Here is a 23,477-nt window from a genome sequence, read left to right as displayed (position 1 = left end):
CTGCTGCTGGGCAGCTTTTTTTGTATGTGCCAGGCCGGAGCAACCCTTCTTCTCCAAGGCGAGAGGAAAGATCTGAAGGAAAAAGGGGAACATTATTCGCACGGGCATGACGCCGCTGTGATGAAAGTGGGACTTGCTGCCCTTCGCACGCATTGTAACGAAAGGGGATGCCAGTATGGATCTGGTCGAGAAAGTGTGGTCAGGACTGGAGGAAGTGATCGACCCTGAACTTGAGGTGAACATTGTCGATTTGGGACTGGTCTATGACATTCAGGCAGATGCTAATCATAATGTGAAGGTCACGATGACAATGACGATTCCTGAATGCCCCCTTCAGGACGTGATCGTAAGCGACGTCGAAAAAGCGATCAAACGTGTCCCAGGTGTCAAGAACGTTGAGGTTAATCTCGTATGGGAACCTGCCTGGACACCAGCTCGTATGACCGACTGGGCCATAGAAGAGATCAAACGTCGCCGAGCTCTCGTTTGAGAAACTGAGTTGATGATGCTGCCCACAATGTCGTCAACACTAGCTCTGCACCAGTCATCATCAGCGGGATGTCCCTTTGCGCTTGTAGGGACATCCCCTGCTTTTACTGCATTCTGTTTATCTCGGATATTTTCGGAAACAGCGGAAAGGCTAAGGAACAAAAGATGTACTGGAAGGGAGGCTAACCTGTGATACCGGCAGACGTCAAGCAGCTGCTTCATGATATCAGGTTGATCGGCGGTGGCGAAGATCGATATGATTCACCGGATGATTGGGACGTGATCTACAACATCCTGGATCGGCAGAACGCAGCGGTAGATCCCGACTCACCCGATTGGCAAATCATCCGGGAGGCACTTGCCAGAGAAAAGGATGAAATCCAGCAAGAAATGGACAGATTTTACTGGGATGGGTTCTGGTAGAGATCGCGCCTACAACTCGAAATGATTAGGCAAGTCAATGTTCTGATTCGTACGTCTTTAAGCGTTCGCCAACGTCCGTTCATTCTGTTACGGCGGCGACCAACTGCCGCGTATATTCATGCCGCTCCTCGCTCATCAGCTGTTCACTGGAGAACTGATCGACGACTTGCCCTTCTTTCATCACGATGATCCGCTGGCTCATCATTCGTACTGCTGCAATATCGTGAGAAATAAACAAGCAGGCCATGTTCAGTTTGGTTTGCATCCTTTTGAGCAGCTGCAGGATGTGCAACTGTACGGATACGTCCAAACTGGAGGTTGGTTCGTCGCAGATCAGCAGTTGGGGCATCAGGCTGATTCCCCTGGCGATAGCCACACGTTGCCGTTGTCCACCGCTTAACTGGTGAGGAAAACGATCCATGTGAGCTATCTGCAGCCCGACCATCTCCAGCAGTTTTGCTGCCGTATCCCTGCGGGAGTGGCGTACGTCCATCAGAAACGGCGGTGTAACATCTGGGAAGTTGTCCAGGGGCTCCATGACAGAGCGCCATATCGGCAAGCGCTGATTGAGGGAGGAGGTCGGATCCTGAAAGACCGCTTGGACATACCGCCTCATTTGACGCATGTCCCGCCCTCTCAGGGCAAAAAGGGAGGCGCCGTGCAAGCGGACTTCTCCGCTATCCGGCCGATCCAGCGCCAGCAGCAGCCGGGCCAACGTACTCTTGCCGCTGCCACTCTCTCCAACCAGCCCTAAGCACTCCCCTTCTCCGATCGAAAACGACACATTCTTGACGGCTGCAACTTGGCGCCCTGATTCGCTGTACGTCTTGCAAAGCCGATCAACTGTCAATATTCTGTTCATTCAGTCCCTCCCCGGCCAACATCAAGCTGTTCTGCTTCATCTGTTTCCTGATCCCAAGCACGTTCCCAGTCCCAAACATGCGCCGAGCCTGCTCCTGACAGATACGGCCTGGCCTTTAGCAGCATGTGCGTATACGGATGACTCGGTCGGCGTCGGATCGACTCGGTCGGGCCTGTCTCCACAATCCGTCCCTCTTTCATCACCGCAATCGTGTCCGCCCGCTTCATCACATGCCGCAAGTCGTGCGAGATCATCAGTACGGCACATCCAGACTGCTGCTGCAGTGTGGTAAGCAGATTCAGCACCCGCTCGCCGCTCAACACATCCAATGCTGACGTCGGCTCGTCGGCAATGAGCAGGGAAGGCTTCAGCATCATAGCGGCGGCCAGAGCAGCCCGCTGCCGCTGCCCGCCGCTCAGCTGAAACGAGTAGCTGTGGAAGGCGCGTTCCGCCGGCAATCCCACCCGATCCAGCCACTCCAATGCAACCCGTTTTGCTTCACGTACAGATACTTTTCGATGAGCCCGAATCGTCTCGACCAATTGCTTGCCCAGTTTGATAAAGGGAGTAAAACTGCCTTGATAATCCTGAAATACCGAACCGATCTGTTTGCCGCGCAGTTCCCGTTTCCGTTTTTCCGACCAGGGAAGGATATCTTCTCCCTGGAACACGATTTCTCCACCGTCCACGCGCAACGAGTTAGGCAGCAACCCCAAAATAGCGCTGGCTGTCACACTTTTGCCGCTTCCGCTCTCGCCGACTAAGGCCAGCATCTCTCCACTGCGTATGGAGAAGTTGAGCTCATGCACCAGCCTGTGCTGTTTTTTCCCTTGATGTTCACTGATGGTTAGCTGACGAACCTGAAGCACCGCCTGTCTCATCTCGCACCCCCCATAAGCACCACAATGATCTGCAAGCACAGCTCTTATCTGCTGCGAACATCTAAAATATCGCGAAGCCCGTCTCCGATCAGATTGCAGGAAACAACGACCAGTATAATAGCCAATCCCGGATAGATCATCAACTCTGGAACAGTTTGGAAATAGGGACGACCGTCATTGAGCATCGCACCCCATTCTGCAGATGGCAGTTGTACACCAAGACCCAGATAGGAGAGGGAAGAAATAATCAGAATCACTTTACCAATGTCCAGCGCAACCAAGACCAGTACAGGAGGGACGATCTGCGGCAGCAAATGCCGCCAGAGAATCGTCCAAGTGCGACAGCCAGCAACACGAGCAGCCAATATGTATTCCTTCTCCCGCTCCGACAGTACGATGCTTCTGACGACGCGGGCATAGCCAATCCATTTGACCAATACGATCGATAGCATCAAGTTTGTCACACTAGGTCCTAAAAATCCGGAAAAGGCGATCGCCAGAATAAACTCAGGCAGAGCCCCCACACTGTCGACAAGCCTCATCAACAAGCTGTCGAGGCGTCCCCCGATATAGCCGGACAACAAGCCTAAGGGGATTCCGATCAGCGTTACCGAGACGATGGCAAGCGCCGAGATACCCAGAGTCGTCTGTGCACCAGCAGCCAATCTGGAAAAAATACACCTGCCCATATGATCCGTACCGAGTGGATACTGCCAACTCGGTGACTGTAGACGCTCCGACATTTGTACAGTAAGCGGATCGTTGGGTACAATCAGAGGTCCAAACAGCGTGAGTAGGACGATCACGGTCATGATGCCCATTCCCAGGATCGTCAGCGGATTGTGCAGCATCCTCCGCCAGATGCTCTGCCGTACCACAGGACGAACGGGACTGGCGGCGGCACCAACACTCATGACCAGTCCCCCTTCCCATAGCGGATCCGGGGATCAAGCAGTCCATAGCAGAGATCGACGAGCAGATTGACCAGCACGACAAAGATGCCCGTCAGCAAGACGTATCCTTGAATGATCGGATAATCTCGCTGAAAGATGGCCTCTACAGCCATACTTCCCAGCCCCGGCCAGGAGAACAAGGTCTCCACCACAACGGAGCCAGTAAGCAAGCTGCCGATACTCATCCCAAAGATCGTCACTACCGGCAGAAGCGCCGCCCGGAGAGCATGCCGCAAGAGAATCCGCCATTCCGCAATCCCTCTGGCCCGCGCGGCCCGAATGTACTCCTGAGACAAACTTTCGAGCAGCCCGGCCCGGAGCAAGCGGGCATACACCGCAGCCATTGCAAAGCCAAGCGTGACGGAAGGAAGAATCATGTGGCTAAAACTTCCTTTTCCATTCGTCGGCACCCACTGCAGCTTAAACGCAAACGCGTAAATCAGCAGCAGTCCCAGCCAGAAACTAGGGATGGAAGCGCCGATCAGGGCGAGCAATCGGCTCATCTGATCCGGCCAACGCCCGGGATACTTGGCAGCCAACAACCCGAGCGGCGCCGCTATCAAGACCATCACCAGAAGGCCACCTGCCGTAAGCTGAACGGTGGTAGGCAGCCTGTCAATCATTTCGTCCCATACCGGCTTCCCTTTTATGTACGAATGCCCAAAATCGAACTGCAGCAGTTTTTGCAGCCACTGACCGTACTGGAGCAACAACGGTTGGTCAAAGCCCAGTTCCTTGCGCAGTTTAGCTTCGTCAGCTTGTGTAACAGACATTTCGTCCGCTTCCAAGATCAGGAGCACAGGATCGCCCGGTGCCAGTTTCATCAGCGTAAACGTCAGCAAAGAGAGGAGAAACAATACAAGGACGAGCTGCAGCAAACGCTTCCTGACTAGCTTCAGCACCTTATTTCACATCCATTTGGTTCGTGATGATGTAATACTCTTCCGCACCTGGTTTCCAATTGATCACGCGGTTATTCACACCGACGATCAGATTGGGGTAAACCGCATAGGAATGGGGAACTTCTTGGTTGATGACATCTACGGCATCCCGAGTCAATTGGATTCGCTGGGCAATCTCGCTAGTGGCATTTAACCGGATCACCAACTGGCTCAACTTGTCGCTGCTCAGATTGATCGGATTGAGCGAACCGCCAGGCATCAAGGCCGAATTGAGGAAGTATCCCCCATCGCCGCGCGGTGCAGATAAGTTGCTGTACGTCACCAAGTCCCAATCTTTGTTCTCCCGTAAATAGGTGTCCACATTTTCAACCGTTTGAATCTTGATGTCCACCCCTATTTTGGCTGCGTCCGACTGCAGCAGTTGTGCGATCAGTGGTAGCTCCGGTCGCCCTTTGTAGGTGATCAACTGCAACGTGAGCGGCTGCCCGTCCTTTTCCAGCTTCCCACTCTCGCCAGGCACATACCCCGCTTCCATCAGCAGCTTTTTGGCTTCGCCCGGATCCAACTGCTGAACCGCCTCCTTGCTGCCAAACGGAAGCCTTGCGTTAAACGGGCCATTGGCAGGAGTCGCATGTCCGAGCATAATGTCACTTGCGATGCTTTCCCGGTTAAGAAGCAGATCAATCGCCTTTCTCACCCTGATGTCCTGGAGCAGCGGCTTCTGTTGGTTATACAGCAGGTAATGGACACGAAGACCAGCGACCGATTCCACTCTAAGCTGGCTGTCCTGCTGGACGGCCTCCACTGTTTCGGCTGGAATCTGATAAACAATATCTGCCTCTTTTGCTTGCAGGGCCAGCGCTCTAACATTTCCGTCCTCGTTGAATTGGTACAAGACCTCATTCACCTTCGCCTTACCGTCCCAGTACCCATCATAACGCTCCAACTGGATCTCGATATTGGGGGTAAACTGCTTCACTTTAAACGGCCCTGTGCCGACTGGGGCATGGTTAAAAGCAGTTGTGCCCATTTTTTGCTCCGCTTCGACACTGATAACGGCAGCGTAAGGATTGACCAACTCCGAAGGCAAGGCCGGATGCGGTTCTGTCGTGACGATCGTCAGTTGTTGACCGCTTGCTTCCATCGATTCAATCTTTAAAGCGCGGGCCAATACATCACTGGCTGCCAGTCCGCGTTCAAAAGAAGCTTTTACAGCGGCAGCATCCAACTTGGTCCCGTCTTGGAACGTCACACCTTCGCGAATCGTAAACACCCATGTCTGATCATCGCTCGTTTCCCAGTTGGTGGCAAGCCACGGTACAAGCTCCAAGTCCTCGTTCAAGCGAACAAGCGTCTCGACGACACCCGCCCGCAGCGGTTCCCAGCTGTTGTGGGGATCGAGGCTGCCGCTTTTAAAATTACGAATCACGGTAACTTTTTTCAGCCCATCTTTTGTATTTATGTTCGACTGCCCAGCGGCATCTGATCTACTCACGGGAGAAGCCTGTTTGTTTTGACTGCATCCCGACAATGCCACTAACGTGCATAACAGAAGTGTGATCACAAATGGCATGCTACGTCTTTTTTTATAGAATAATGGACACACCACAAAGCCACCCTTTCCAACGGTAAACATCATTCAAACTCTTCGATCCATATGTACGGTCTGCATGCTGTCTCCTTGCTCAACTCTCAGCAAAAAACCATGTTGCTGCCAGAAGGAAACAGCGCCGGGTAAAAATCGGTGTGTATGCAGATAGACCGTCTTGTACCCCGCATCCCGACAAAAACGTAGTGCTTGCTGCACCAGGGCCGTCCCGATGCCCTGCCTGCGTATGTTTGCATCCACGTAGCATTTCACAATTTCTGCCGTAGCGCGCAGATCATACCTCCCCCCTACCTCGGCGATCCGATCGTCGTATCGGTGAACGGCAATCGAGCCGACGATTTGCCCTTCCATTCTGGCCAAGAAAAAAGCGGCGTCCTTTGGCTCCAAATAGTGACGCTGGATATGGAGCAGATCTTCAGGCAGCTGCTCGTGGTTTAACATAGGGAATACCTCTTTGCGTACGGTCATCACGAATCCCAGCAGTTCAGTCACGCTCTCATTCCCTACGGGTTCGATCCCGTACACGGTCCTCCTATCCATACTCTCTCTCCTTCTTCTCTTGTATCAAGTGTAAAAGCAGCAAATCGTAATAATTCTTTTTTACGCGATAACACTACTCCAGATTTTCGCTCTCGTCAACAAAAATCATAATCGTGCAGCGATTTGCCCCCGTAGGCACGGTATCCGTTTGGTTTAATCTGCTCCACCTCGTCAATATGGGTGGCAAAATGATTAAAACCACACATTACTGACAAAGTCAATCTCTCGCAGGGAGCGAATGGACGGTATGGAAAAGGGATATCGTTGGGTAGCAGATATCTCTTCCCAAAGCAAAGCAGCCTTTCGCAAGTAAACCATAAGAGCTTCTCCCATAGTCAAACTCTTATACAAGGATAGCACGAAACTTGAGCGGCTTCTGTAGCAACTCTGTAGCAACATAGAAAAACTCCACGCGAAGATGCGTGGAGTCTACGTACAGATAAATCCTACCCGATAGCCTACAATACCTGACGTAAAAATCGCTGCGTCCTTTCATGACGGGGATCGGCGAAGAGCTGCTGGGGGCTTCCTTCCTCGATGATGCTCCCCTGGTCCATGACAACGACTCGATCCGCCACTTCCCTGGCGAAACCCATCTCGTGAGTCACGACAATCATCGTCATCCCTTCTTGCGCCAAGTCCCGCATCACAGCCAGCACCTCGCCGACCAGTTCCGGATCGAGCGCAGAAGTGGGCTCGTCAAAGAGCATCACTTTTGGTTTCATCGCCAGTGCCCGGGCGATCGCGACTCTCTGTTTTTGACCACCGGACAGTTGATTGGGATAAGCGGCCGCCTTGTCCGCCAGCCCCACCTTTTCCAACAGCTGCAGCGCTTCTCTAACCGCTTCCTGTCGCGCCACTTTGCGCACGTAGATAGGGGCTTCGCTGACGTTTTCCAGTACAGTGCGGTGCGGAAACAGGTGAAAGTGCTGAAACACCATCCCCACGTTCTGCCTGATCTGATTCAGATTATCTGAGCGCGGATCAATCACTTTTCCATCAAGCAAAATCTGACCGCTGTCAGCCAGCTCCAAAAAGTTGATGCACCGCAACAGCGTGCTTTTTCCAGATCCGCTGGCGCCGATCAGCACGACCACTTCACTTTGTTCCACATGCAGACCACAGTTCTTTAGCACGGGCAGGTCGCCAAATGATTTGGTAAGCCCGCTTACTTCAACCATCAACCGCTTCATACGCTTGCACCTGCCTTGTCCACATCAAGACGTTTTTCCAGCTTGTTGACGAGAAACGTGAAGAATAACACCAGGACCAGGTAATACAGGCCGGCAATGGCGTATGATTCAAACTGTAAAAAAGTACGGGCAGCCGTCGATTGAGACAGCAAGTACAGTTCCTGATAGCCGAGCAAGCCGACAAGCGAAGAATCTTTCAGACCGATGATAAACTGATTGCCAAGCGGTGGAATGGCCCGTCTAAACGCCTGAGGCAAGACCACGCGCCGCATGGCCAGCGGGTAGGACATCCCTAGCGATCGAGCTGCCTCCATCTGTCCCCGCTCAATCGATTGAATGGTCCCTCGGAAAATTTCGGCGATATATGCCCCGTTATGAATCGCCAATGCCAGTGCCCCGGCCCAGAAATCGCTTAGCAGGATCAGTTTGGCAATCCCAAAGTAGAGCACCATGATCTGCAAGATGAGCGGCGTACCCCTGATCAGGGTAATGTAGAGATGAGCCATTCCTCTCAACAGTTTCCACTCGGAGATCCGCAAAAAGGCGAACACCAGGCCGATCACAATCGCTATCCCGAGAGAGACCGCAGTTAGCTGTACCGTCAGTCCCGCCGCTTTGAGAAATCCGAACCACGTCTCCGCCAACAATGGTAAAAAAGTAGCCATGGCGCTCCTCCTGTAACAGAATGGGCTGCATGATAAAAGCGCACATTCCGGATCTGATTTGCTTATTCGTTGCCCGGCGACAACATGTTTTTGTTAAACCACTTCTTGCTGATCGCTTCATACGTGCCGTCCTGTTTCATCTCATCCAACGCTTTGTTCACCGCATCCAGCAGCTCCTGATTGCCTTTTTGCACGGGGATGCCGCACTCATCGAGGAATAGCGGCTCGCCTACAGGCATCGCCGGGATGTTGCCGTTTTTAATCGCATCCATACCGACGCCAAGATCGGTGATCACGACGTCCACTCTCCCCTCCTGCTTCAACTCCTGCATCGCAAAGAGATCGGTTTCGTACTCCTTCACGCGACCTTCGGGCCCGACCAGTTCCAGTGCAAAATCCTTATAGGTCGAAGCCGTCACAACCCCAACCACTTTTCCTTTTAAATCTTCTTTCCCCTTGATCCCCTTGGAATTGTTCTCGTTGACGAACATGACGGCTTGCATGATCAGATACGGCTGGGAGAAGTCCACCTGCTGCTGCCGCTCTTCCGTAATCGACATCCCGCCGATGATCGCATCGTACTTGCCCGCTTTCAATCCCTGCAGGATGGATCCCCAGGGAGTCTGTACCGGGACAGGTTCAAGCCCTAGTCGTTTAGAGATTTCTGTGGCGATCTCGACGTCAAAACCGACCAGGTTGTTCTCTCCATCCGTATAGTTGTATGGCTTGGCCATCCCGCTCATCGCGAACTGGAAGGTTCCCGGCTGGACGGTCATATTCGCTCCAGTCCCGGCTGCTTCCCCTGCTTGTCCGCCTGCCCCATCGGTGGAATTACCCTGCTGCGTACCGCCACAGCCTGTCACTAGCAAACACACAACACCGAGCAGCAACAGCATCTGCACACACCTTTTCGTCATCATCGTTCCCCCTCAAAAAATATTAGTGGATAAAATAAATCTTAACATTCTGAAAAATATTAGGATGCCCAGCACTATGTCTGAGCGTAGCGATAGACGGCTTGGCCGATACGAGCGAGTGTATCCAGCGCCACAGGCGGGTCCAGATCACGGGATAAAGCGGTCACACTGATCGTTCGCCCGCCGATGAAAAAGATTCCTACGTCATGCTGACGGCCTGTGTCCCAACCTGTTTTGTTGGCCAACTGCCAAAGAGGGGAGCGGCCTACAAACGGTTCCGCTTCGACAGGCAGATAGGCCGGCAGACCGTTTCGAAACTGCTGTCTTTTCATAATCTCCATCATCTGCAGACAGGCGTGACGGGAGAGGTAGGTACCTTTTGCCAGATGGGCCAGCAGCCGTGAGATATCATGCGCGGTAATCGTATTGGGTTCATCGATTGCAGCCGGATAGATCATCAGTTTGCGGAGATAACGGCTGTCCAGCATCCCCAACTCTTTCATCGTCTGTTCGATCTGCTCTTTGCCAACTAAATCGATCAAGATGTTGGTCGCCGTGTTGTCGCTCTGGATGATCATCAACGTAACCAGATCGTACACCGACAACTGCAGGCCAGGAGTCAGGTGCTGCAGCACCCCTGATCCACCGACGAGCTGCTCCCGCTGCAGTATCAGCTTGTCACTCAATCGGATTTGACCGCTTTCTGCCGCTGCAAAAACGGCTGCCATAATGGGCAGTTTGATAATACTTTCTGCGGCAAACCGTTCATTTTCATTGTGGCTCCATTGCTGCTCACGGTCCAGATCCTCGATGACGATTCCCCAACTGCCGCCTGTTTGTTCCAGTAAAGGCAGCAGCACTTGTTCCATTTGCTTCATCGTCTCTTCTCCTATCAAAGGTTGATGTTCTCTACACGTCCCGGCTATGAACATTTTAGATGATGCACCTGCGGATGACCTGTCCGGCAGTCACTCCGGTATACTCTCCATCGCGGACGGCAATTGAACCGTTTACCAGCACATGACGTATCCCTAAGGGCAGCTGGTGAGGATCGTCGAACGTCGCCCTGTCGATCACTTTCAACGGGTCAAAGACGACAATATCTGCCTGGTATCCGGTACGAAGATACCCGCGGTCGGATAAGCGCAGCAATTGAGCAGGCGCACCCGTCATCTTGCGGACCGCTTCCCAGAGAGGGAACACGTTCTTGTCCCGGGCATATCGTCCCAGAACACGCGGGAACGAACCGTACAGCCTGGGATGTGGTTTCCCGCCAAATACTCCGTCGGAGCCAACCATCTGCAACGGGTGCTGCATGACCCGAATCACATCTTCTTCGACACCCCAATGGATGATCATCGTCACCGCTGCCTGTTCTTCGATTAAAAGGTCGAACGCCGCATCAGCCGGATCCTTCCCCTGCATGCTGCCGATCTCCCGAATCGTTTTTCCTTCCAGTTCCCGGTTTTTTTCCGAAGTGACAGAAGCAATCACGATCTTGTCCCAACCGTTGTTGCGGACGGTATTGTCGTACTGCTCGTTGTGAAGCATCTCCTGTTTTACTTGCTCTCGTATGGCCGGGTCCTGCAAACGTCTCAACATCTCGGCTGTACCCCCGTCCTGCATCCATGGGGGCAGGATTGCCTGAAACACGGTGGAAGCAGCAGAATACGGATACTGGTCAAAGGTGATCTCGATCCCTTCCGCTCGCCCTGCCTCCAACTTTTCCAGAGCAGCCTGCAGTTTGGGCCTGTTGATACTGCCGCACACTTTGAAGTGAGAGATGTGCAGGCGGACACCAGAGCGCCGTGCCGCTTCGATCACTTCGTCCAATGCTTCCAGTGAAAGGTTGCTTTCGTTGCGGATATGAACGACAAAACAACCGTCGTACTTGGCGGCACTGCTGCAGATCGCCACTAGTTCATCAAGGGTGGTATACGCACACGGGGGATACTGAATACCAGAAGATATTCCGAACGCTCCTTGTCGCATGCCCTCTTCTACCAGTTGACTCATCTGCTCGATCTCTCTCTGGCTCGCTTCACGGGCAGCAAAGCCTACCACCATGGTCCGCACCGCGCCGTGGGGGACGAGGTAAGCGGCATTTCCAGCTAGACTGGCGCGCTCTAGGAACTGCAGATACTCATCAACCGAATGCCACGGCCACTCCCCGATATCTCCATTCAACCCTTTCAACTGCTGTTGCCAGAGGGGCTTGGTCTCGGCTGAAACGGGAGCGACTGATATTCCGTCCTGACCGAACAGCTCGGTCGTGACCCCTTGCAGCACCTTGATTTTGTGAATCTCTGGTCTCGTGCACAGCAAATCGGAATGAACGTGCGGATCGATAAAACCAGGAGCAACTACTTGTCCCGAAGCATCAATCTCCACCTTGCCGCCCGAACTTGATAGGTCGGCAATCGCGGCGATTTTGCCGTCGCTCACCCCAATGTCCCGCTTCGTCCACGGGTTGCCAGTCCCATCGCAAAGCATACCGCCACGAATCAAAACGTCGTACACTGTGACATCTCCTTCCTTGATCAGTTGCAGGAGCTCGTTTCCACATCAATCCGACCTGTCGGTCAGCTTTTTGGAAGTTGCTCTAGAGCCTCAGAATCAACTCATACAGCTGCCTTGGCCTTCCCCTGCTGAGGGGCTGCTCTTCTCCGACTACCCTCGCTATGCCCCCCTGCTCCAGCTTGCTCAGAATCCGTCGGGCACTCCGAATCGTGATGCCAAATCCGCTGGCCAGTTCGCTCGCGGTCAACTTGCTGGAACCGCGGTTCTCGCAAAACGAGACCAACTTGTTGATCGTTCCGATGCTCAACCCACTGTCACGGGCCAGTTGCAGTCGCTTGGGATCATCACTGCGGACCGAATAGCGAAACGGCACCTCACTGCCCGATAGATTAAGTGCTTCGCCTCCTTGAATCGCCATACAACAGTTTTCCTGGGGATGGGTTCTAGCCTTGGACAACGCTTCCCGCGCTTTGGTTTCCGCTTCGTGCGCAGTGTGCCCGAGACCAATTCCGATGCTTACCTCGCTATTTAATTGATGTACCAGTTTGTCAAGCAGAGGAAACCGACGGAATTGCTGGGTGGTTCTCTCGATCACGCTGCGCGTCGTGACAAAGGTGACTTCATCACGGTCGGTCCAGTTCATCAATGCCTGAATCTCCTCGCCATAATCAATCAAGACCTGCTGGATGGCCACTCTCTTTCGCTGCTGTTCGTACTCAGATCCTCCCCGCTTCTTGGCCAGTCCATCCATGCTGATCAACACAATCGCCAGTTGTGTACCGCGCAGCCGGGCACTTCTGCCCTCCAAGCGTGCACGATGCAGACAATCATGGATGACTGACTTGGTCGGGATCACACGGTAACACGGTACGTTGAGCGCGCACAATCGCTGATGGACAGAACTGACGCAGGTGAGAACCACGTCAATCTTCCCTTGTTCCCACAAGGTAAGGTGAAACTGCAGTATCTCTTCTGCACTGTCTCCGACCTGATATTCCCGTACGTACAGCTCTTGGATCTCGATCCCCAGTTCATCCAGCCGTTCTTCAATCTCTGTCCTGTGCAATATATCAATACTGAGTTGAAGATGCTCCTGCCAGGTCTTTTCCTTGAGCAATCGAAAAAAGATCCGGTACAAACTGGTCCCGTTGTGCGGCAGGTACAGCATCGGCTTCTGTACACCAACCGTCTCGCAGGCGATCTGATAAGGTATCGGACCGGCGAACAGCAATACGTCCACTTGGTCCATCACTGCCTCAACAAGCGATGGAGTCTCTGCAACCGATCGGTAGCCAAGCGGCAGCAGGTCCAGGTCACCAAACGCATCTACGAGAGGAAGTACTTGCTGCAGGAAGTCCTCCGGGCCTACAAAGGCAACCTTGATTTCCATGAACGTTATCGGTCCCCTTTTATGTGCGGATTGCAGCCAGCTCTCCCTTTAGCATCAGAAGCAGCTGACCGAATTGCAAAAATCTTTTTAATTATTATGATAGAAAAGAAAGAATACGGTCAACGTCCCTAAGTGGACCGAAAGTAGCAAAACAGCTGCCATGCCTTCCTTTCCGTTTTGCCCTGCATAAAAAAGTGCAAATGACCAAAAAATGATGATAGATCTGCTACTGAAAGGAAGTGGAATAACGTGAACAGATTCTGGATCAAGCTTATTGTCAATGCGATTGTCGTCGTTCCCCTATTGATATGGTTTTCGGAAGCAACACTGTGGGGAAGCCTGCTGGCTGCCGTTGTCCTCTGTGTTGCCGCTTATCTGATCGGGGACCAATGGATTCTGAGAGCAACCAACAACTTGGTGGCTACTCTGGCAGATGCAGGACTAACCTTTCTCTTTCTCTGGTTGGTAGCCTTTGGAACAGGCTGGGATCTGTCACTGATGGAGATCCTGATCATTTCCGCTGTTTTAGGCGTAGTGGAATGGTTTTATCACAGCTACCTCGGCAGAGCAGATGAGCCGGCACGAGCCGAGTAATACGGCTGCTCCCGCTTTCCCCACAAAGGTTACATAAAAATCCCCCGCACATGCGGGGGAACAGTAAGGGGGATAGTACATTACCCCAGTTTTGGCTATTTTGACCGCTTTTATTCACGTTGAGAGCAAGAGCCGTACGGAGGAAACGTGTTACGTGTTATCCTCCTTCTTATTGGCTCTGCGTAGGGTCAGTATCGCCAGCAGAAGAAAACAGATTCCACCTGCAAGGGAAAAGCCCACCTCTATCCAGATCCCGTTTAGTTGGGGGCCTTCGCCAACTGGCCCTGCCTGTGGCGTGTAGGCATATAGCAGCCTTCCGATGGAAAGGGCGATCCAAGCAATCGATGTGACAAGCAGGATGTATGCACGCAAGCCAGTCTCCCCTTTCTTGTTTGCAGCTTTGCAATCAGTGCTGCATTGCAATCATTCGGCTTCCCGTTTCATTATACTACAGGCGGCTGGGCAGGGATGGCATGATTTTTTTTAAAAAACAGAGGTCAATCAAGTCCTGATCAAGTACAGTAAAAAGATTTGAAACGCAAAGGAGATAGCCACTCATGTCGAAGCAAAAACCGAGAGAAGAAATGATCTACACAGTAGAACAGGCACCACCGGCAGGGTCTGTCGACAAGAACAAAGCCCATGCGGGAGAACCGGACGAGCAGTACCCCATCCCAGCCGCACGTCCAGTCCCATGGCGGGAATAGCAGGGATCATTCAGGCCGATTCTTTTCATCCCCTTGGTTGATCCGTTGAGCCGATTTCTCCAACTTTTCCATCCTTTTCAGCAGTTGGGGCAGTATTTGATTGCGCTCTCTGTCATTTCGGCTTTTTTCCCGCATAAAGCGAAGAATACTGATCAGAAAATAGGCCACGAACCCGTAGATCAGCAGCATCAAGGGGACCGTTCGTCCCTACACCGCTACACCAGCCGGTGAAGCTTTTGCTCCAATCGCTCCATTCGCTTCTGATACTGTTCCAGCTCGGCTCTTGACCTCTTCCGCAGCATACTCCCCCTCTTCTTCCATACTTCAAACGCCTTGTTTACATAAGCGAGGGCTTTTTCGTAATCCTTTAGCTGGTGCTCGCAGATCTTGGCCGACTCGATGTACACCTCTTCCGGGAGATAGACCGCTTCACTCATGCACTGCTCCCACATATGGATCGCTTGCTGCCACTTCTTTTGTTTCTTTAACAGGTGGCCCATCGCGATCCTTGCCCGGGCCCTGAGCGGGGAGTGATCCCCAGACGGCGCCCGCTCAATGATGCTTCGGTATCGTGTCATCGCTCTTTCCCACTCGCCCAATCCTTCGTACCAGCGGGCAATCTCATACAGCTCCTCCGGTGAGACCCTCAGCTGCTCTTGTTGCGACTCGTGAGCGAGCAAGAGTCTGGACAGGTGGATGTACAGCGTGATCAGCGAAAGCAGATCTGTTTCATTATGTAGAAGGACGCCGGAGATTGTCCGGGGGTCTCTGTCATTCAGATAATCAAAGTAAAGCAGCGGCGCCATCTGGCCTGGTACATCCTGCGTGCGGCATATATCCAACTTCTGTTGCTCGATCAGCGATAATCGACAGGATGGCAGATGGTTCCGCCACAAGCGTCTCGACCCATGCAGCAGATCAAGATGGCCAAACTGCGGCAGTTGGGGAACCTCGTCCCGGACCAGCGTGTGTCTCGTCTTCACCTGGGGCCAATCAAAAGCCTTGCCGTTAAATGTGACCAACGATTGGGAGTCATTCACTTGCTCGAGAAACGACTGATAGAGGGCAATCTCGGCATCGGGAGAAGGCAACAAGTGCTGACGGACCACCACCCGATCCCCCTCCAGTCGACTGTACCCCAGCAAAAAAATCGTATTGCCCACACCACCGTGCAGTCCAGTTGTTTCTGTATCAAAAAACAGCAGTGCGTCAGGTGTCAACCGTGCGGAAGAGAGTGGATGGTCGGTGTCTGACTGCTGCCACATCTCGATCACCTCATACAGTTCCTCAAACCGGTAGCGTCCATGCCGCTGTGACAGAGGGTAGCTGATCTCCCGGATCATGATGTATTGGCCATCTTGTATATACGGCTTGGCTTGCAGGTGATCCCATTGATCCAGAAACGGAATGTCGAGAGTTGGAATAGAGGGGTCTAATAGTTGCTTCTTTGTAGACACCTCGTTTGCCATCTCCCCTCGGTCCGCTGATGCTGTCCCCTGAGACCCTTCACGCGCCAAGTGACCTTTCATCCGCTGCAGTTTTTGCTTAAGAGACATAGAGGCCTCCTCCCTGGGCTACTCGCAGCAAATCGAGCGCCAATTCCTTGCTTCCCTCCTCGGAAGCACCCGTACAGGAGGGACAACCGGATGCACACGGACAGGAGCAGATCAATGCTTCGGCCTGGGTGAGAATCGCTTCCATCTCTTTGTAGACCTGTTCACTGAGACCGATCCCGCCTGGATACCGGTCATAGAGAAAAATGGATGGTGCTCCGGAATGAACAGCTTTTCCCTGCGGGATTACATGCAGATCGGTTGGGTCGCACATCACGAACAACGGAGCAACATGCTGCAGCACGTGCGCCAAACCTACCAGCCCTCTTTCTACCTCCTCTTTTCCCATTTTCTCCAATAATGTTTCTGAAAAGCTGATCCATGCCGCGTTGGTATGCAACTCTTCCTCAGGCAGGTGGATCGGCCCCGATCCGATATTCTCATGAGTTTCAAACTTGATTTTTTTAAAGATGGTCGCCATCGCGTGGACCGACACTTCCCCGTACGCATATCCGGCCTGTCCCCGGTCTCTGGCCTCATCTTCTTCCAACACCTTTAACTGGACGGCCAGATTGGCATCCGTGTAGTAATCCACCTGTACCTCTCGGACGTATGCCTTCTTCTCTTCATAATCCAGCTTCTCCACCTGATACTGGACACCCTGATGGAGGTAAATGGCTTCATCGTGCAGCAGTGTAAGGGAACTGAAACGATCCATTTCACCAATGACGCGTTCGCCTCCCCGCTCGCTGATGTCGATAATCACCACGTTTTCCTGCGAGGCAGAACGTAGGCTGATCTCGTGAGCGGGAAACGACTCGTTCATCCAATACCATTTTCCTCTGGCGAAATGCAAGATCTGCTCATCGGTCAAAAACTCCAGGATCTCCACGATCTCGGCGCGGCCGAACTGCTCTCCCTCGCGAAAGGGAAGTTCATATGCCGCACATTTGATATGGTCAACCAAAATAATCAGATTGTCGGGATTGATCCGGGCCGACTCCGGGCTTCGTCCAAAGAAGTACTCCGGATGCCGGATGATGTACTGATCCAGCGGCGATGAACTCCCTACCAGCACGACCACCGATTCGTCCTGACGTCTCCCGGCTCGTCCAGCCTGCTGCCATGTACTAGCCACGGAGCCCGGATAGCCGGTGATGACGCAGACCTGAAGCTGGCCGATGTCCACCCCCAACTCTAGCGCATTGGTACTGACCACACCCATAATCTCACCTTGCCGCAGCCCTCGCTCAATCGCCCGCCTCTGACTGGGCAGGTAGCCGCCGCGATATCCCTGTATCGACTTCGGCCCCAGTTTCTTTTTGATCAGCTCCTGCAGATAGCTGAGTAAAATCTCGACGCGTACTCGGCTGCGGGCGAACAAGATCGTCTGAATGCCATTGGCGAGGAACGATGCTGCAAGATCCCGTGCCTCCAAGGTGGCACTGCGGCGAATGTTCAGTTGACGGTTGACGATCGGCGGATTGTAGAACAAAAAGTGCTTCCTGCCCGACGGGGCACCGTTGTTGTCAACCAGTTCCACCGCCTCCTCTGTCAACTGCTCAGCCAGCTCTTGCGGATTGGCGATCGTTGCAGAGGTGCAGATGAATTGCGGGTGGCTGCCATAAAAGGCGCAAATCCGCTTTAGCCGGCGAATCACGTTGGCCACATGACTGCCAAACACGCCGCGATAGGTATGCAGTTCATCGATCACCACGTACTTGAGACGTTCAAAGAAAGAGACCCATTTGGTATGATGAGGAAGGATGGCGGAATGCAGCATATCCGGATTGGTGATCACGATGTTGCCTGCCTTGCGGACCATTTGCCGGATATGGGCAGGAGTATCCCCGTCATAGGTCTCCGACTTGATGGAGAGCCCCCCTTCGTCTATCAAATCGTGCAGTTCGCTTTTCTGATCCTGTGCCAGCGCTTTTGTCGGAAACAGATAGAGGGCGCGAACCTGTGGCTGCTCCGCCAATGCCTGCAGGATCGGCAGATGGTAGCACAGACTTTTTCCCGATGCGGTCGGCGTTACCGCCACGACGTGTCTCCCGGCCCGCACGTGTCGGTAGGAAGTCTCTTGATGTGTGTAGAGACTGGTGATACCTCGCTTGAGAAGTGTCTGTTTGATTCGCTGATCCAAATCGGTCGGAAAAGAAACGGTTTGAGCTGCCCGAGGCGGCAGTGTCTCCCAGTGTATGATCTGTCTGCTGAAACGCTCGTCTTTCTTTAGCTGCTCCAGCAATTCCCCTAACAGTCGTTTTCGGTTCATCGGTTATCACCTTCTTGCTTCTATTGTAAGAATATATGTTCGTGGTGTAAACGTTAAAAAAAAGCACCTTTCGGGTGCTTAGATTCGCACGTTACCAATCAAACCCTTTTGAAAGGATCGGTTCTTATGAAAATCAGCAAAATCAATGCAGAACATTACCAATGGGGCAGCAGTTGTGACGGTTGGCATCTGGTCAACCATTCGTCAGTAAGCGTGATTCATGAACGAATGCCGGCCGGTACCTCGGAAGAAAGACATGTCCATCATCAGGCACGCCAGTTTTTCTTCGTCTTGTCGGGAGTCTTGACGATTCATGTGGGTGATAACATCGTTGTTCTGCATCAGCATGAAGGATTGGAAATCCCGCCGTATACGGTACATCAAGTGATCAATGAGTCAGACACAGACGTGGAGTTTCTGGTAACTTCCCAACCTACTACGAGGGGGGATCGGGTTCGGGCGTAACCCTGCTTTCTTCTCCTGTTTGACCTCTGATTATCTATACTGAGGTTTTGACCGAACCATTTTGGGCTAAGCTTGTATATACCACGATCATGAAGGATAACGAGGAGTAGGCCCATGACAATCGAGTTTATTGTAACGATCACGTTGACTGCGATTAGTACAATCGGTTTGCTATTCATCCTCAGACATAACTGGAAGCGGTATGGTTTGCTGTTTCTCTTGAGCTGTCTCGTTGGGCATACATTGTGCTACATCTTTGTCAGCCTGGGGTTCTACTCTTTCCCTTATCGACTGTTCCCTTCCCTGTCATCGATGCCGATCATTCCGATTCTCACAATATTCCCCTTTTACGTGCTGCTCGGAGTCAGATATAGTCCCACGTCATGGGGATGGAAAATCCCTTTTTACTGGGTTTTGATTCATATTGGCATGTCAATGGAGACTTGGGCACAGAGCAGAACGCAGCTGATCCGTTATGAACAGTTTTGGGACCTCTGGGACTCCTATACCTGGTGGTGGCTTTACTTCTTGCTGTTCGAGTGGATCGGGGGATTGGTTGTTCCGAGCAGGGATCGAAAGCCGCTGTCTGTTGATCGATTGCGGTTTGGCACGATTGGCTGGTTTCTGCTCCATTTTGTCCTGATCACAACCATTTTTCTCGCCGGGTTCTATACAGCGAGAAGTATCGGATCGTAATGTAATCTAAATCATGATACAAAGGTACATACATCAGTTCCTCTATCCCCACGCATCATATCCTGCAAGCCAGGGACAGATCAAAGCCAAGTGATCGCAGGAAGTTGTACGAAATCGAAACAACTCACCTTCCGCTTCGTACACCATCATAACGATGCGAAACGGAGGGATATAGATTGAGCAAATCAGTTTTAACCGGAGTTGCCCTCGTTCTTCTTGCCGCGTTGGCCGCGTTTCTGGCGGGAGATATATCTCAAATGGTTCGATACACGGGGATTGCGGGATTTGCCTGCTGGGGGCTGGCAGCCATTTTCTCTGGTGCACTGGTCTCTGGTGACCGAATGAGAGCCAATTTTGCCACCGAAACCACACAAGACCGAAGGGACAGATTTCGATGGTCCATCAGGTTTTTCCTAATCGGGCTGCCTAATGTCGCTGCTGTACTCATCATACTGGCTATGCGTTAACTTCCTCTGCGCTCTGGTCCGGGATTATCGATCACCAAATGGCTAAAGAATGGTCAAAAAAATTACTTCCCACGACACACGACAAGAGTAAAGTGCGATCCTCCCGCTCATCGCGCAGGGCAACAAATAGCAACAGGCCGTTCTGTACAGAACGGCCTGTCCTCTCATTTGTTCACATCTTCCATGCTTGCGGATGATCGTCGCTTACATATTCAGCTGCCTTCGCATTAGCCACCACTTGCTTCTCGTCTTTACATCCTGGAATGACACAAGTGACCGCATCATGCTTGAGGCACCAAACCAGTGCCCAGGTAGCCATATCCATGCCCTCCGGTACCTCTTCCCGCTTGATCGCTTCCACCTGCTGCAATTTTTGCAAACGCTGTTCAGGATCGTGATTGTTGCGCACGTCATTTTCTGCGAAAACGGCATCCGGCTTGTACTTCCCGCTCAAATAACCGCTGGCCAGCGGTACCCGTGCCAGCACCCCGAGATCCTGTTCGATGCAAGATGGAAAGACGCGTTCTTCCGGTGTCTGGTCGAGGCGGTTGTAGACGACTTGAATCGTTTTGGCGTTCACCTTACTTGCTGCAGCGGTCTGATGCAGGTTGTCGTTTTTAGCGATTGAGATGCCCAGATGACGAACCTTGCCCGCTTCCACCTGTTTTTCCAACATCGTCCACAGATCGTCGTTGTCAAACATCTCGTCTGTTCCGGAGTGGAACTGATACAGGTCGATGTAATCCGTCTGCAGGGCGCGAAGCGAATCTTCCAACTGCTTAAGGACCTCTTGCGGCGACCAAAGCTGTGAGCGTTGGAAGTTCTCATGGAATTTGTGGCCAAACTTGGTAGCGATGATCCAGTCTTCCCGCCGATCTTTCTTGACGAATTCACCGATAAACGCTTCTGATACATGGTCGCCGTAACATTCGGCGGTGTCAATCAGGTTGATCCCAACTTCTTTCGCTTTGCTCAAGATCCGATCTACCTCATCTTGGCTGTAGGTCCTGCCCCACTCTCCCCCATACTGCCAGGTACCCACACCAACAACGGATACTTTCAGGTTGGTCCGGCCTAATCTGCGATACCTCATCATGTTTCCCTCCAGTCTTGGCTTACCTATGCCGCTCCCTTTTCTGTGGGATCGTCTCCCAAATATTCACTATATCCAAAACGGTAGCACAAAGTTTACCAAAGGGCAAACGATGCCCTTCATCAGATGACTTATGGATCGTTCCCTTTCGCCATCCCAGACAAATGGAGTCTGTGGCAGCCACTTTGGGACAAACTACAACAAAAAGGGAGGGATTCCAATGTCGCTCGATCACAACAGCCACACAAAACGAGAAATGGGTTATCATGGGAGCGGTATGCATGGCTATACCATGACCAGGAAAGCAGGAAAAATCGACAAATACGCCGAAGCGGAGTCGACAGAGCAGAACGAAAAAAAGCAGGCGAGACGCTTGAACGATAACAGCTCCCGCACCACCACCACTACTGACCCCGCCTCGCTACTCAAGGCGGGGTCTCTCTGTTACCTGCGCTCACAAGCCAATCCGTCGCGATCCCGGTCCAAGCGATGCGGATCTTTGTCTGGTCCTCCTGACGCTTCATAAAAAGCCTGGGCTTCTTCCTGAGAAGCAAAGTCGTCACAATTGCGGTTGACCGAACCGGCTCCATCCTTTTCCGGCCCGGTTAATTCGTCCTCCTCTTGTTCTGTGATTAACGGTGTATCCATGTTTTGTTGAATGTTTAACTGATTTACCTGTTGCTTTGCTGACCTGTCCATCATGTTCCCTCCTTGTCGGTGTTTATCTGATGCCTACGTATTCTTCAAGCGTACTCCCCCGAGCTGCAATCGTTGTTGCTGCTTCTTTGCCGACATAGCGCAAATGCCATGGTTCATATTGGTATCCTGTTATCGTTTCTTTTCCTTGGGGATAGCGGATGATAAAGCCAAACTCTGCTGCATGCTGCTGCAGCCATTTTCCTTCCTTCGTCTCACCAAAACCGGTCGTCAATCGGTATCCCGCCGCGGCTGAGGTTACGTCCATCGCCAGTCCTGTCTGGTGTTCGCTTTCTCCTGCGCGTGCACTGAATTGATTCGCGCTGTCTGCTCCCACTCGTTGCATATTGGCAGCGAAAATCGCCTCCTGACGCTCATAGGACCGGTATCCGGAAACCGCATAGAGCTGGATGTTTTCTTTTTCGGCCTGAGTGAACAACGCTGCCAGCGCCTCGGCTGCCTCCCGTCGCATCCATTTTTTCGGAGAATCTTCGGCAAACGAGAAACGGACGTCCGCGACGACGAGGTCTCGGGGAACGTAACCCGGCGGTAGGCGATTCTGCTTGTTCACCACCACAAGCTGATCATCCGGGTTGACCACCACACGTTTGCCCATCAGCAGCGTCTCGATCACATATCGAGTATGGGGACCATATATCCCGTCATTGGCCAAAGACAGATGGCCCTGCTGAAACTGCAGGACAGCCGCCCTGGTGCGAGGTCCGTAGATCCCGTCTTGGGCCAGGGAGAATCCGAGGTGATTCAACGACGTCTGAAGCGTTTTGACGCCATCCCCCCGAGCTCCCAAGGTGAGGATGCCGCCCGGTAGGGCTTGAACAAGAGATTGAGGCCCAGTCGCCGCTTCCACTGCAGCCACCGCATGCACCTCATCCTGCTGCCCTGCTCCAGTTAGCGAAAAGGTTGCGACCAGCACGGTTCCCACCATGATCTTCACCGTTTTGACTTTTAGATGAGGAAACCGTCTTCGTACGTACTCCACAGTCTGATCGGCGAGCACTCCGTCCTTCTGCGGCTGTCGCCGACCCTCTTCAGCGAATTCCGTGCTCGCTTTGTCCAACTGTAGGATGACCACATACCCATCTTCTTCCTGTATCAGCCTTTCACCGATGATGCGCACTATGGAAACACCGCCTGCGCTATGGTTTTGTTATATCGTTTCCTCAGCCCCGTATTTTATCAGAGTGAATGAAAAGAGCCAGTCGCCTTGCCTCGCACCTTTGTCTGCAGTCTGATCCGCGTTGACGCAATTACGGGTAAACCGGAAACATACGGGTAAAACTAAGGCAGAAATCAGTGAAAGGGGGCCGATTTATGGCCAGTGATCCACAACCGAAACAGAAAGGCAAGCATATCCCTGTCCCCGTGGAAGCGTTGGAAGAGGCTCAGCCAAGTGAAGCCAGTGGTGACTTCGGTCCTGAGATTGGCGTACCGACCAACTACGAAGCAAACCAAGTCGGCACAAAAAAGAGCTTAACCAGCTTTGAAGCCGAACGGTCGATCGGCCGTTTATAACGTTTGGTTCTCTGAATCGACCTCCTCTTCTGCATCTGCTGTGGTTCCCTACAA

General features: G+C 52.5%; 28 protein-coding genes. 8 read left to right on the top strand and 20 right to left on the bottom strand.

Annotation, left to right across the window (positions count from 1 at the left end; translation table 11 throughout):
• The first annotated feature begins 175 nt into the window (after positions 1-175).
• Positions 176-490, top strand: coding sequence for a metal-sulfur cluster assembly factor (locus tag LOK74_RS04860; protein WP_230045461.1), 315 nt, complete (start codon positions 176-178; stop codon positions 488-490).
• A gap of 188 nt (positions 491-678) precedes the next feature.
• Positions 679-912, top strand: a complete 234-nt coding sequence (locus LOK74_RS04855) for a hypothetical protein (protein WP_230045460.1) — start codon at positions 679-681, stop codon at positions 910-912.
• A gap of 79 nt (positions 913-991) precedes the next feature.
• On the opposite strand, the gene LOK74_RS04850 is transcribed toward LOK74_RS04855, so the two are convergent.
• From LOK74_RS04850 to LOK74_RS04795, 13 genes are all read right to left on the bottom strand, one after another.
• Entirely contained in the window at positions 992-1,774 is a 783-nt protein-coding gene (locus tag LOK74_RS04850) for an ABC transporter ATP-binding protein (protein WP_230045459.1), read from the bottom strand.
• On the bottom strand, positions 1,771-2,655 hold the full coding sequence (locus tag LOK74_RS04845) for an ATP-binding cassette domain-containing protein (RefSeq protein WP_230045458.1): 885 nt from the start codon (positions 2,653-2,655) through the stop codon (positions 1,771-1,773). The genes LOK74_RS04850 and LOK74_RS04845 overlap by 4 nt, the downstream gene beginning before the upstream one ends.
• A gap of 44 nt (positions 2,656-2,699) precedes the next feature.
• Positions 2,700-3,569, bottom strand: coding sequence for a nickel transporter permease (gene nikC, locus LOK74_RS04840; protein ID WP_230045457.1), 870 nt, complete (start codon positions 3,567-3,569; stop codon positions 2,700-2,702).
• Positions 3,566-4,507 (bottom strand): nickel ABC transporter permease, encoded by a 942-nt coding sequence (gene nikB, locus LOK74_RS04835; protein WP_230046910.1) that lies wholly within the window; start codon positions 4,505-4,507, stop codon positions 3,566-3,568. Before nikB ends, nikC begins: the two co-directional genes overlap by 4 nt.
• A gap of 4 nt (positions 4,508-4,511) precedes the next feature.
• A complete protein-coding gene (gene nikA, locus LOK74_RS04830; RefSeq protein ID WP_230045456.1) occupies positions 4,512-6,005 on the bottom strand; it encodes a nickel ABC transporter substrate-binding protein in 1,494 nt (497 codons plus the stop codon).
• A gap of 144 nt (positions 6,006-6,149) precedes the next feature.
• Positions 6,150-6,659, bottom strand: coding sequence for a GNAT family N-acetyltransferase (locus LOK74_RS04825; RefSeq protein WP_230045455.1), 510 nt, complete (start codon positions 6,657-6,659; stop codon positions 6,150-6,152).
• A 192-nt stretch (positions 6,660-6,851) separates the two neighbouring features.
• The gene (locus LOK74_RS24035) at positions 6,852-6,977 is read right to left on the bottom strand and encodes a hypothetical protein (protein WP_255679496.1); all 126 of its coding nucleotides are present in this window, start codon (positions 6,975-6,977) and stop codon (positions 6,852-6,854) included.
• Positions 6,978-7,117: 140 nt separating this feature from the next.
• Positions 7,118-7,840, bottom strand: a complete 723-nt coding sequence (locus LOK74_RS04820) for an amino acid ABC transporter ATP-binding protein (RefSeq protein ID WP_230046909.1) — start codon at positions 7,838-7,840, stop codon at positions 7,118-7,120.
• A gap of 8 nt (positions 7,841-7,848) precedes the next feature.
• Positions 7,849-8,517, bottom strand: a complete 669-nt coding sequence (locus LOK74_RS04815) for an amino acid ABC transporter permease (RefSeq protein ID WP_230045454.1) — start codon at positions 8,515-8,517, stop codon at positions 7,849-7,851.
• Positions 8,518-8,579: 62 nt separating this feature from the next.
• Positions 8,580-9,434: a transporter substrate-binding domain-containing protein gene (locus LOK74_RS04810; RefSeq protein ID WP_230045453.1), complete on the bottom strand. Its 855-nt coding sequence runs from the start codon at positions 9,432-9,434 to the stop codon at positions 8,580-8,582.
• A 74-nt stretch (positions 9,435-9,508) separates the two neighbouring features.
• Entirely contained in the window at positions 9,509-10,312 is an 804-nt protein-coding gene (locus LOK74_RS04805) for a serine hydrolase (protein WP_230045452.1), read from the bottom strand.
• 55 nt (positions 10,313-10,367) lie between these two features.
• Positions 10,368-11,954 (bottom strand): N-acyl-D-amino-acid deacylase family protein, encoded by a 1,587-nt coding sequence (locus LOK74_RS04800; protein ID WP_230045451.1) that lies wholly within the window; start codon positions 11,952-11,954, stop codon positions 10,368-10,370.
• 82 nt (positions 11,955-12,036) lie between these two features.
• On the bottom strand, positions 12,037-13,344 hold the full coding sequence (locus LOK74_RS04795) for a helix-turn-helix domain-containing protein (RefSeq protein WP_230045450.1): 1,308 nt from the start codon (positions 13,342-13,344) through the stop codon (positions 12,037-12,039).
• 249 nt (positions 13,345-13,593) lie between these two features.
• Between LOK74_RS04795 and LOK74_RS04790 the strand changes: the two genes are divergently transcribed.
• Positions 13,594-13,938: a DUF2512 family protein gene (locus LOK74_RS04790; protein WP_230045449.1), complete on the top strand. Its 345-nt coding sequence runs from the start codon at positions 13,594-13,596 to the stop codon at positions 13,936-13,938.
• Between the two features lie 150 nt (positions 13,939-14,088).
• On the opposite strand, the gene LOK74_RS04785 is transcribed toward LOK74_RS04790, so the two are convergent.
• Positions 14,089-14,310, bottom strand: a complete 222-nt coding sequence (locus LOK74_RS04785; RefSeq protein WP_230045448.1) for a hypothetical protein — start codon at positions 14,308-14,310, stop codon at positions 14,089-14,091.
• A 185-nt stretch (positions 14,311-14,495) separates the two neighbouring features.
• On the opposite strand from LOK74_RS04785, the gene LOK74_RS04780 reads away from it, so the two are divergent.
• Complete coding sequence (locus tag LOK74_RS04780) at positions 14,496-14,645, top strand: hypothetical protein (protein WP_230045447.1); 150 nt, start codon at positions 14,496-14,498, stop codon at positions 14,643-14,645.
• A gap of 6 nt (positions 14,646-14,651) precedes the next feature.
• Here LOK74_RS04780 and LOK74_RS04775 read toward each other — a convergent pair whose 3' ends face one another.
• Genes LOK74_RS04775 through LOK74_RS04765 form a run of 3 tightly spaced genes read right to left on the bottom strand, consistent with a single transcriptional unit; the run spans position 14,652 to position 18,473 of the window.
• Positions 14,652-14,837 carry a hypothetical protein gene (locus LOK74_RS04775; RefSeq protein ID WP_230045446.1) on the bottom strand — a complete coding sequence of 62 codons (186 nt, stop codon included), beginning with the start codon at positions 14,835-14,837 and terminating at the stop codon, positions 14,652-14,654.
• A 23-nt stretch (positions 14,838-14,860) separates the two neighbouring features.
• The gene (locus tag LOK74_RS04770) at positions 14,861-16,201 is read right to left on the bottom strand and encodes a ribonuclease H-like domain-containing protein (RefSeq protein WP_230045445.1); all 1,341 of its coding nucleotides are present in this window, start codon (positions 16,199-16,201) and stop codon (positions 14,861-14,863) included.
• Positions 16,191-18,473, bottom strand: coding sequence for a DEAD/DEAH box helicase (locus tag LOK74_RS04765; protein WP_230045444.1), 2,283 nt, complete (start codon positions 18,471-18,473; stop codon positions 16,191-16,193). Before LOK74_RS04765 ends, LOK74_RS04770 begins: the two co-directional genes overlap by 11 nt.
• 126 nt (positions 18,474-18,599) lie before the next feature.
• Between LOK74_RS04765 and LOK74_RS04760 the strand changes: the two genes are divergently transcribed.
• The 3 genes from LOK74_RS04760 to LOK74_RS04750 all read left to right on the top strand — a co-directional run bounded on the left by LOK74_RS04760 (position 18,600) and on the right by LOK74_RS04750 (position 20,101).
• Positions 18,600-18,938, top strand: coding sequence for a cupin domain-containing protein (locus LOK74_RS04760; RefSeq protein ID WP_230045443.1), 339 nt, complete (start codon positions 18,600-18,602; stop codon positions 18,936-18,938).
• 114 nt (positions 18,939-19,052) lie between these two features.
• Positions 19,053-19,634 (top strand): CBO0543 family protein, encoded by a 582-nt coding sequence (locus LOK74_RS04755; RefSeq protein WP_230045442.1) that lies wholly within the window; start codon positions 19,053-19,055, stop codon positions 19,632-19,634.
• A 176-nt stretch (positions 19,635-19,810) separates the two neighbouring features.
• Positions 19,811-20,101 carry a DUF5316 domain-containing protein gene (locus LOK74_RS04750; RefSeq protein ID WP_230045441.1) on the top strand — a complete coding sequence of 97 codons (291 nt, stop codon included), beginning with the start codon at positions 19,811-19,813 and terminating at the stop codon, positions 20,099-20,101.
• A gap of 172 nt (positions 20,102-20,273) precedes the next feature.
• Here LOK74_RS04750 and LOK74_RS04745 read toward each other — a convergent pair whose 3' ends face one another.
• The 3 genes from LOK74_RS04745 to LOK74_RS04735 form a co-directional block, all read right to left on the bottom strand.
• Complete coding sequence (locus LOK74_RS04745) at positions 20,274-21,194, bottom strand: aldo/keto reductase (RefSeq protein ID WP_230045440.1); 921 nt, start codon at positions 21,192-21,194, stop codon at positions 20,274-20,276.
• 444 nt (positions 21,195-21,638) lie between these two features.
• A complete protein-coding gene (locus LOK74_RS04740) occupies positions 21,639-21,893 on the bottom strand; it encodes an excalibur calcium-binding domain-containing protein (protein WP_230045439.1) in 255 nt (84 codons plus the stop codon).
• A 22-nt stretch (positions 21,894-21,915) separates the two neighbouring features.
• The gene (locus LOK74_RS04735; protein WP_230045438.1) at positions 21,916-23,028 is read right to left on the bottom strand and encodes a D-alanyl-D-alanine carboxypeptidase family protein; all 1,113 of its coding nucleotides are present in this window, start codon (positions 23,026-23,028) and stop codon (positions 21,916-21,918) included.
• Between the two features lie 194 nt (positions 23,029-23,222).
• Here LOK74_RS04735 and LOK74_RS04730 point away from each other — a divergent pair, with 194 nt between their 5' ends.
• A complete protein-coding gene (locus tag LOK74_RS04730) occupies positions 23,223-23,423 on the top strand; it encodes a hypothetical protein (RefSeq protein ID WP_230045437.1) in 201 nt (66 codons plus the stop codon).
• Positions 23,424-23,477 lie beyond the last annotated feature (54 nt).

The sequence above is a fragment of the Brevibacillus humidisoli genome (assembly GCF_020923435.1).
Lineage (GTDB): Bacteria > Bacillota > Bacilli > Brevibacillales > Brevibacillaceae > Brevibacillus_E > Brevibacillus_E humidisoli.
This window is presented reverse-complemented; position numbering and strand designations above follow the sequence as displayed.

Excerpts from the sequence above, each read along its gene's own strand:
- LOK74_RS04845 (WP_230045458.1), bottom strand. The coding sequence starts at position 2,655 with ATGAGACAGGCGGTGCTTCAGGTTCGTCAGCTAACCATCAGTGAACAT.
- LOK74_RS04860 (WP_230045461.1), top strand. The coding sequence starts at position 176 with ATGGATCTGGTCGAGAAAGTGTGGTCAGGACTGGAGGAAGTGATCGAC.
- LOK74_RS04795 (WP_230045450.1), bottom strand. The coding sequence starts at position 13,344 with ATGGAAATCAAGGTTGCCTTTGTAGGCCCGGAGGACTTCCTGCAGCAA.
- LOK74_RS04805 (WP_230045452.1), bottom strand. The coding sequence starts at position 10,312 with ATGAAGCAAATGGAACAAGTGCTGCTGCCTTTACTGGAACAAACAGGC.
- LOK74_RS04730 (WP_230045437.1), top strand. The coding sequence starts at position 23,223 with ATGGCCAGTGATCCACAACCGAAACAGAAAGGCAAGCATATCCCTGTC.
- LOK74_RS24035 (WP_255679496.1), bottom strand. The coding sequence starts at position 6,977 with ATGGTTTACTTGCGAAAGGCTGCTTTGCTTTGGGAAGAGATATCTGCT.
- LOK74_RS04745 (WP_230045440.1), bottom strand. The coding sequence starts at position 21,194 with ATGAGGTATCGCAGATTAGGCCGGACCAACCTGAAAGTATCCGTTGTT.
- LOK74_RS04825 (WP_230045455.1), bottom strand. The coding sequence starts at position 6,659 with ATGGATAGGAGGACCGTGTACGGGATCGAACCCGTAGGGAATGAGAGC.
- nikC (WP_230045457.1), bottom strand. The coding sequence starts at position 3,569 with ATGAGTGTTGGTGCCGCCGCCAGTCCCGTTCGTCCTGTGGTACGGCAG.
- LOK74_RS04760 (WP_230045443.1), top strand. The coding sequence starts at position 18,600 with ATGAAAATCAGCAAAATCAATGCAGAACATTACCAATGGGGCAGCAGT.
- LOK74_RS04820 (WP_230046909.1), bottom strand. The coding sequence starts at position 7,840 with ATGGTTGAAGTAAGCGGGCTTACCAAATCATTTGGCGACCTGCCCGTG.
- LOK74_RS04810 (WP_230045453.1), bottom strand. The coding sequence starts at position 9,434 with ATGACGAAAAGGTGTGTGCAGATGCTGTTGCTGCTCGGTGTTGTGTGT.
- LOK74_RS04740 (WP_230045439.1), bottom strand. The coding sequence starts at position 21,893 with ATGGACAGGTCAGCAAAGCAACAGGTAAATCAGTTAAACATTCAACAA.
- LOK74_RS04850 (WP_230045459.1), bottom strand. The coding sequence starts at position 1,774 with ATGAACAGAATATTGACAGTTGATCGGCTTTGCAAGACGTACAGCGAA.
- LOK74_RS04815 (WP_230045454.1), bottom strand. The coding sequence starts at position 8,517 with ATGGCTACTTTTTTACCATTGTTGGCGGAGACGTGGTTCGGATTTCTC.
- LOK74_RS04765 (WP_230045444.1), bottom strand. The coding sequence starts at position 18,473 with ATGAACCGAAAACGACTGTTAGGGGAATTGCTGGAGCAGCTAAAGAAA.
- LOK74_RS04755 (WP_230045442.1), top strand. The coding sequence starts at position 19,053 with ATGACAATCGAGTTTATTGTAACGATCACGTTGACTGCGATTAGTACA.
- LOK74_RS04780 (WP_230045447.1), top strand. The coding sequence starts at position 14,496 with ATGTCGAAGCAAAAACCGAGAGAAGAAATGATCTACACAGTAGAACAG.
- LOK74_RS04770 (WP_230045445.1), bottom strand. The coding sequence starts at position 16,201 with ATGTCTCTTAAGCAAAAACTGCAGCGGATGAAAGGTCACTTGGCGCGT.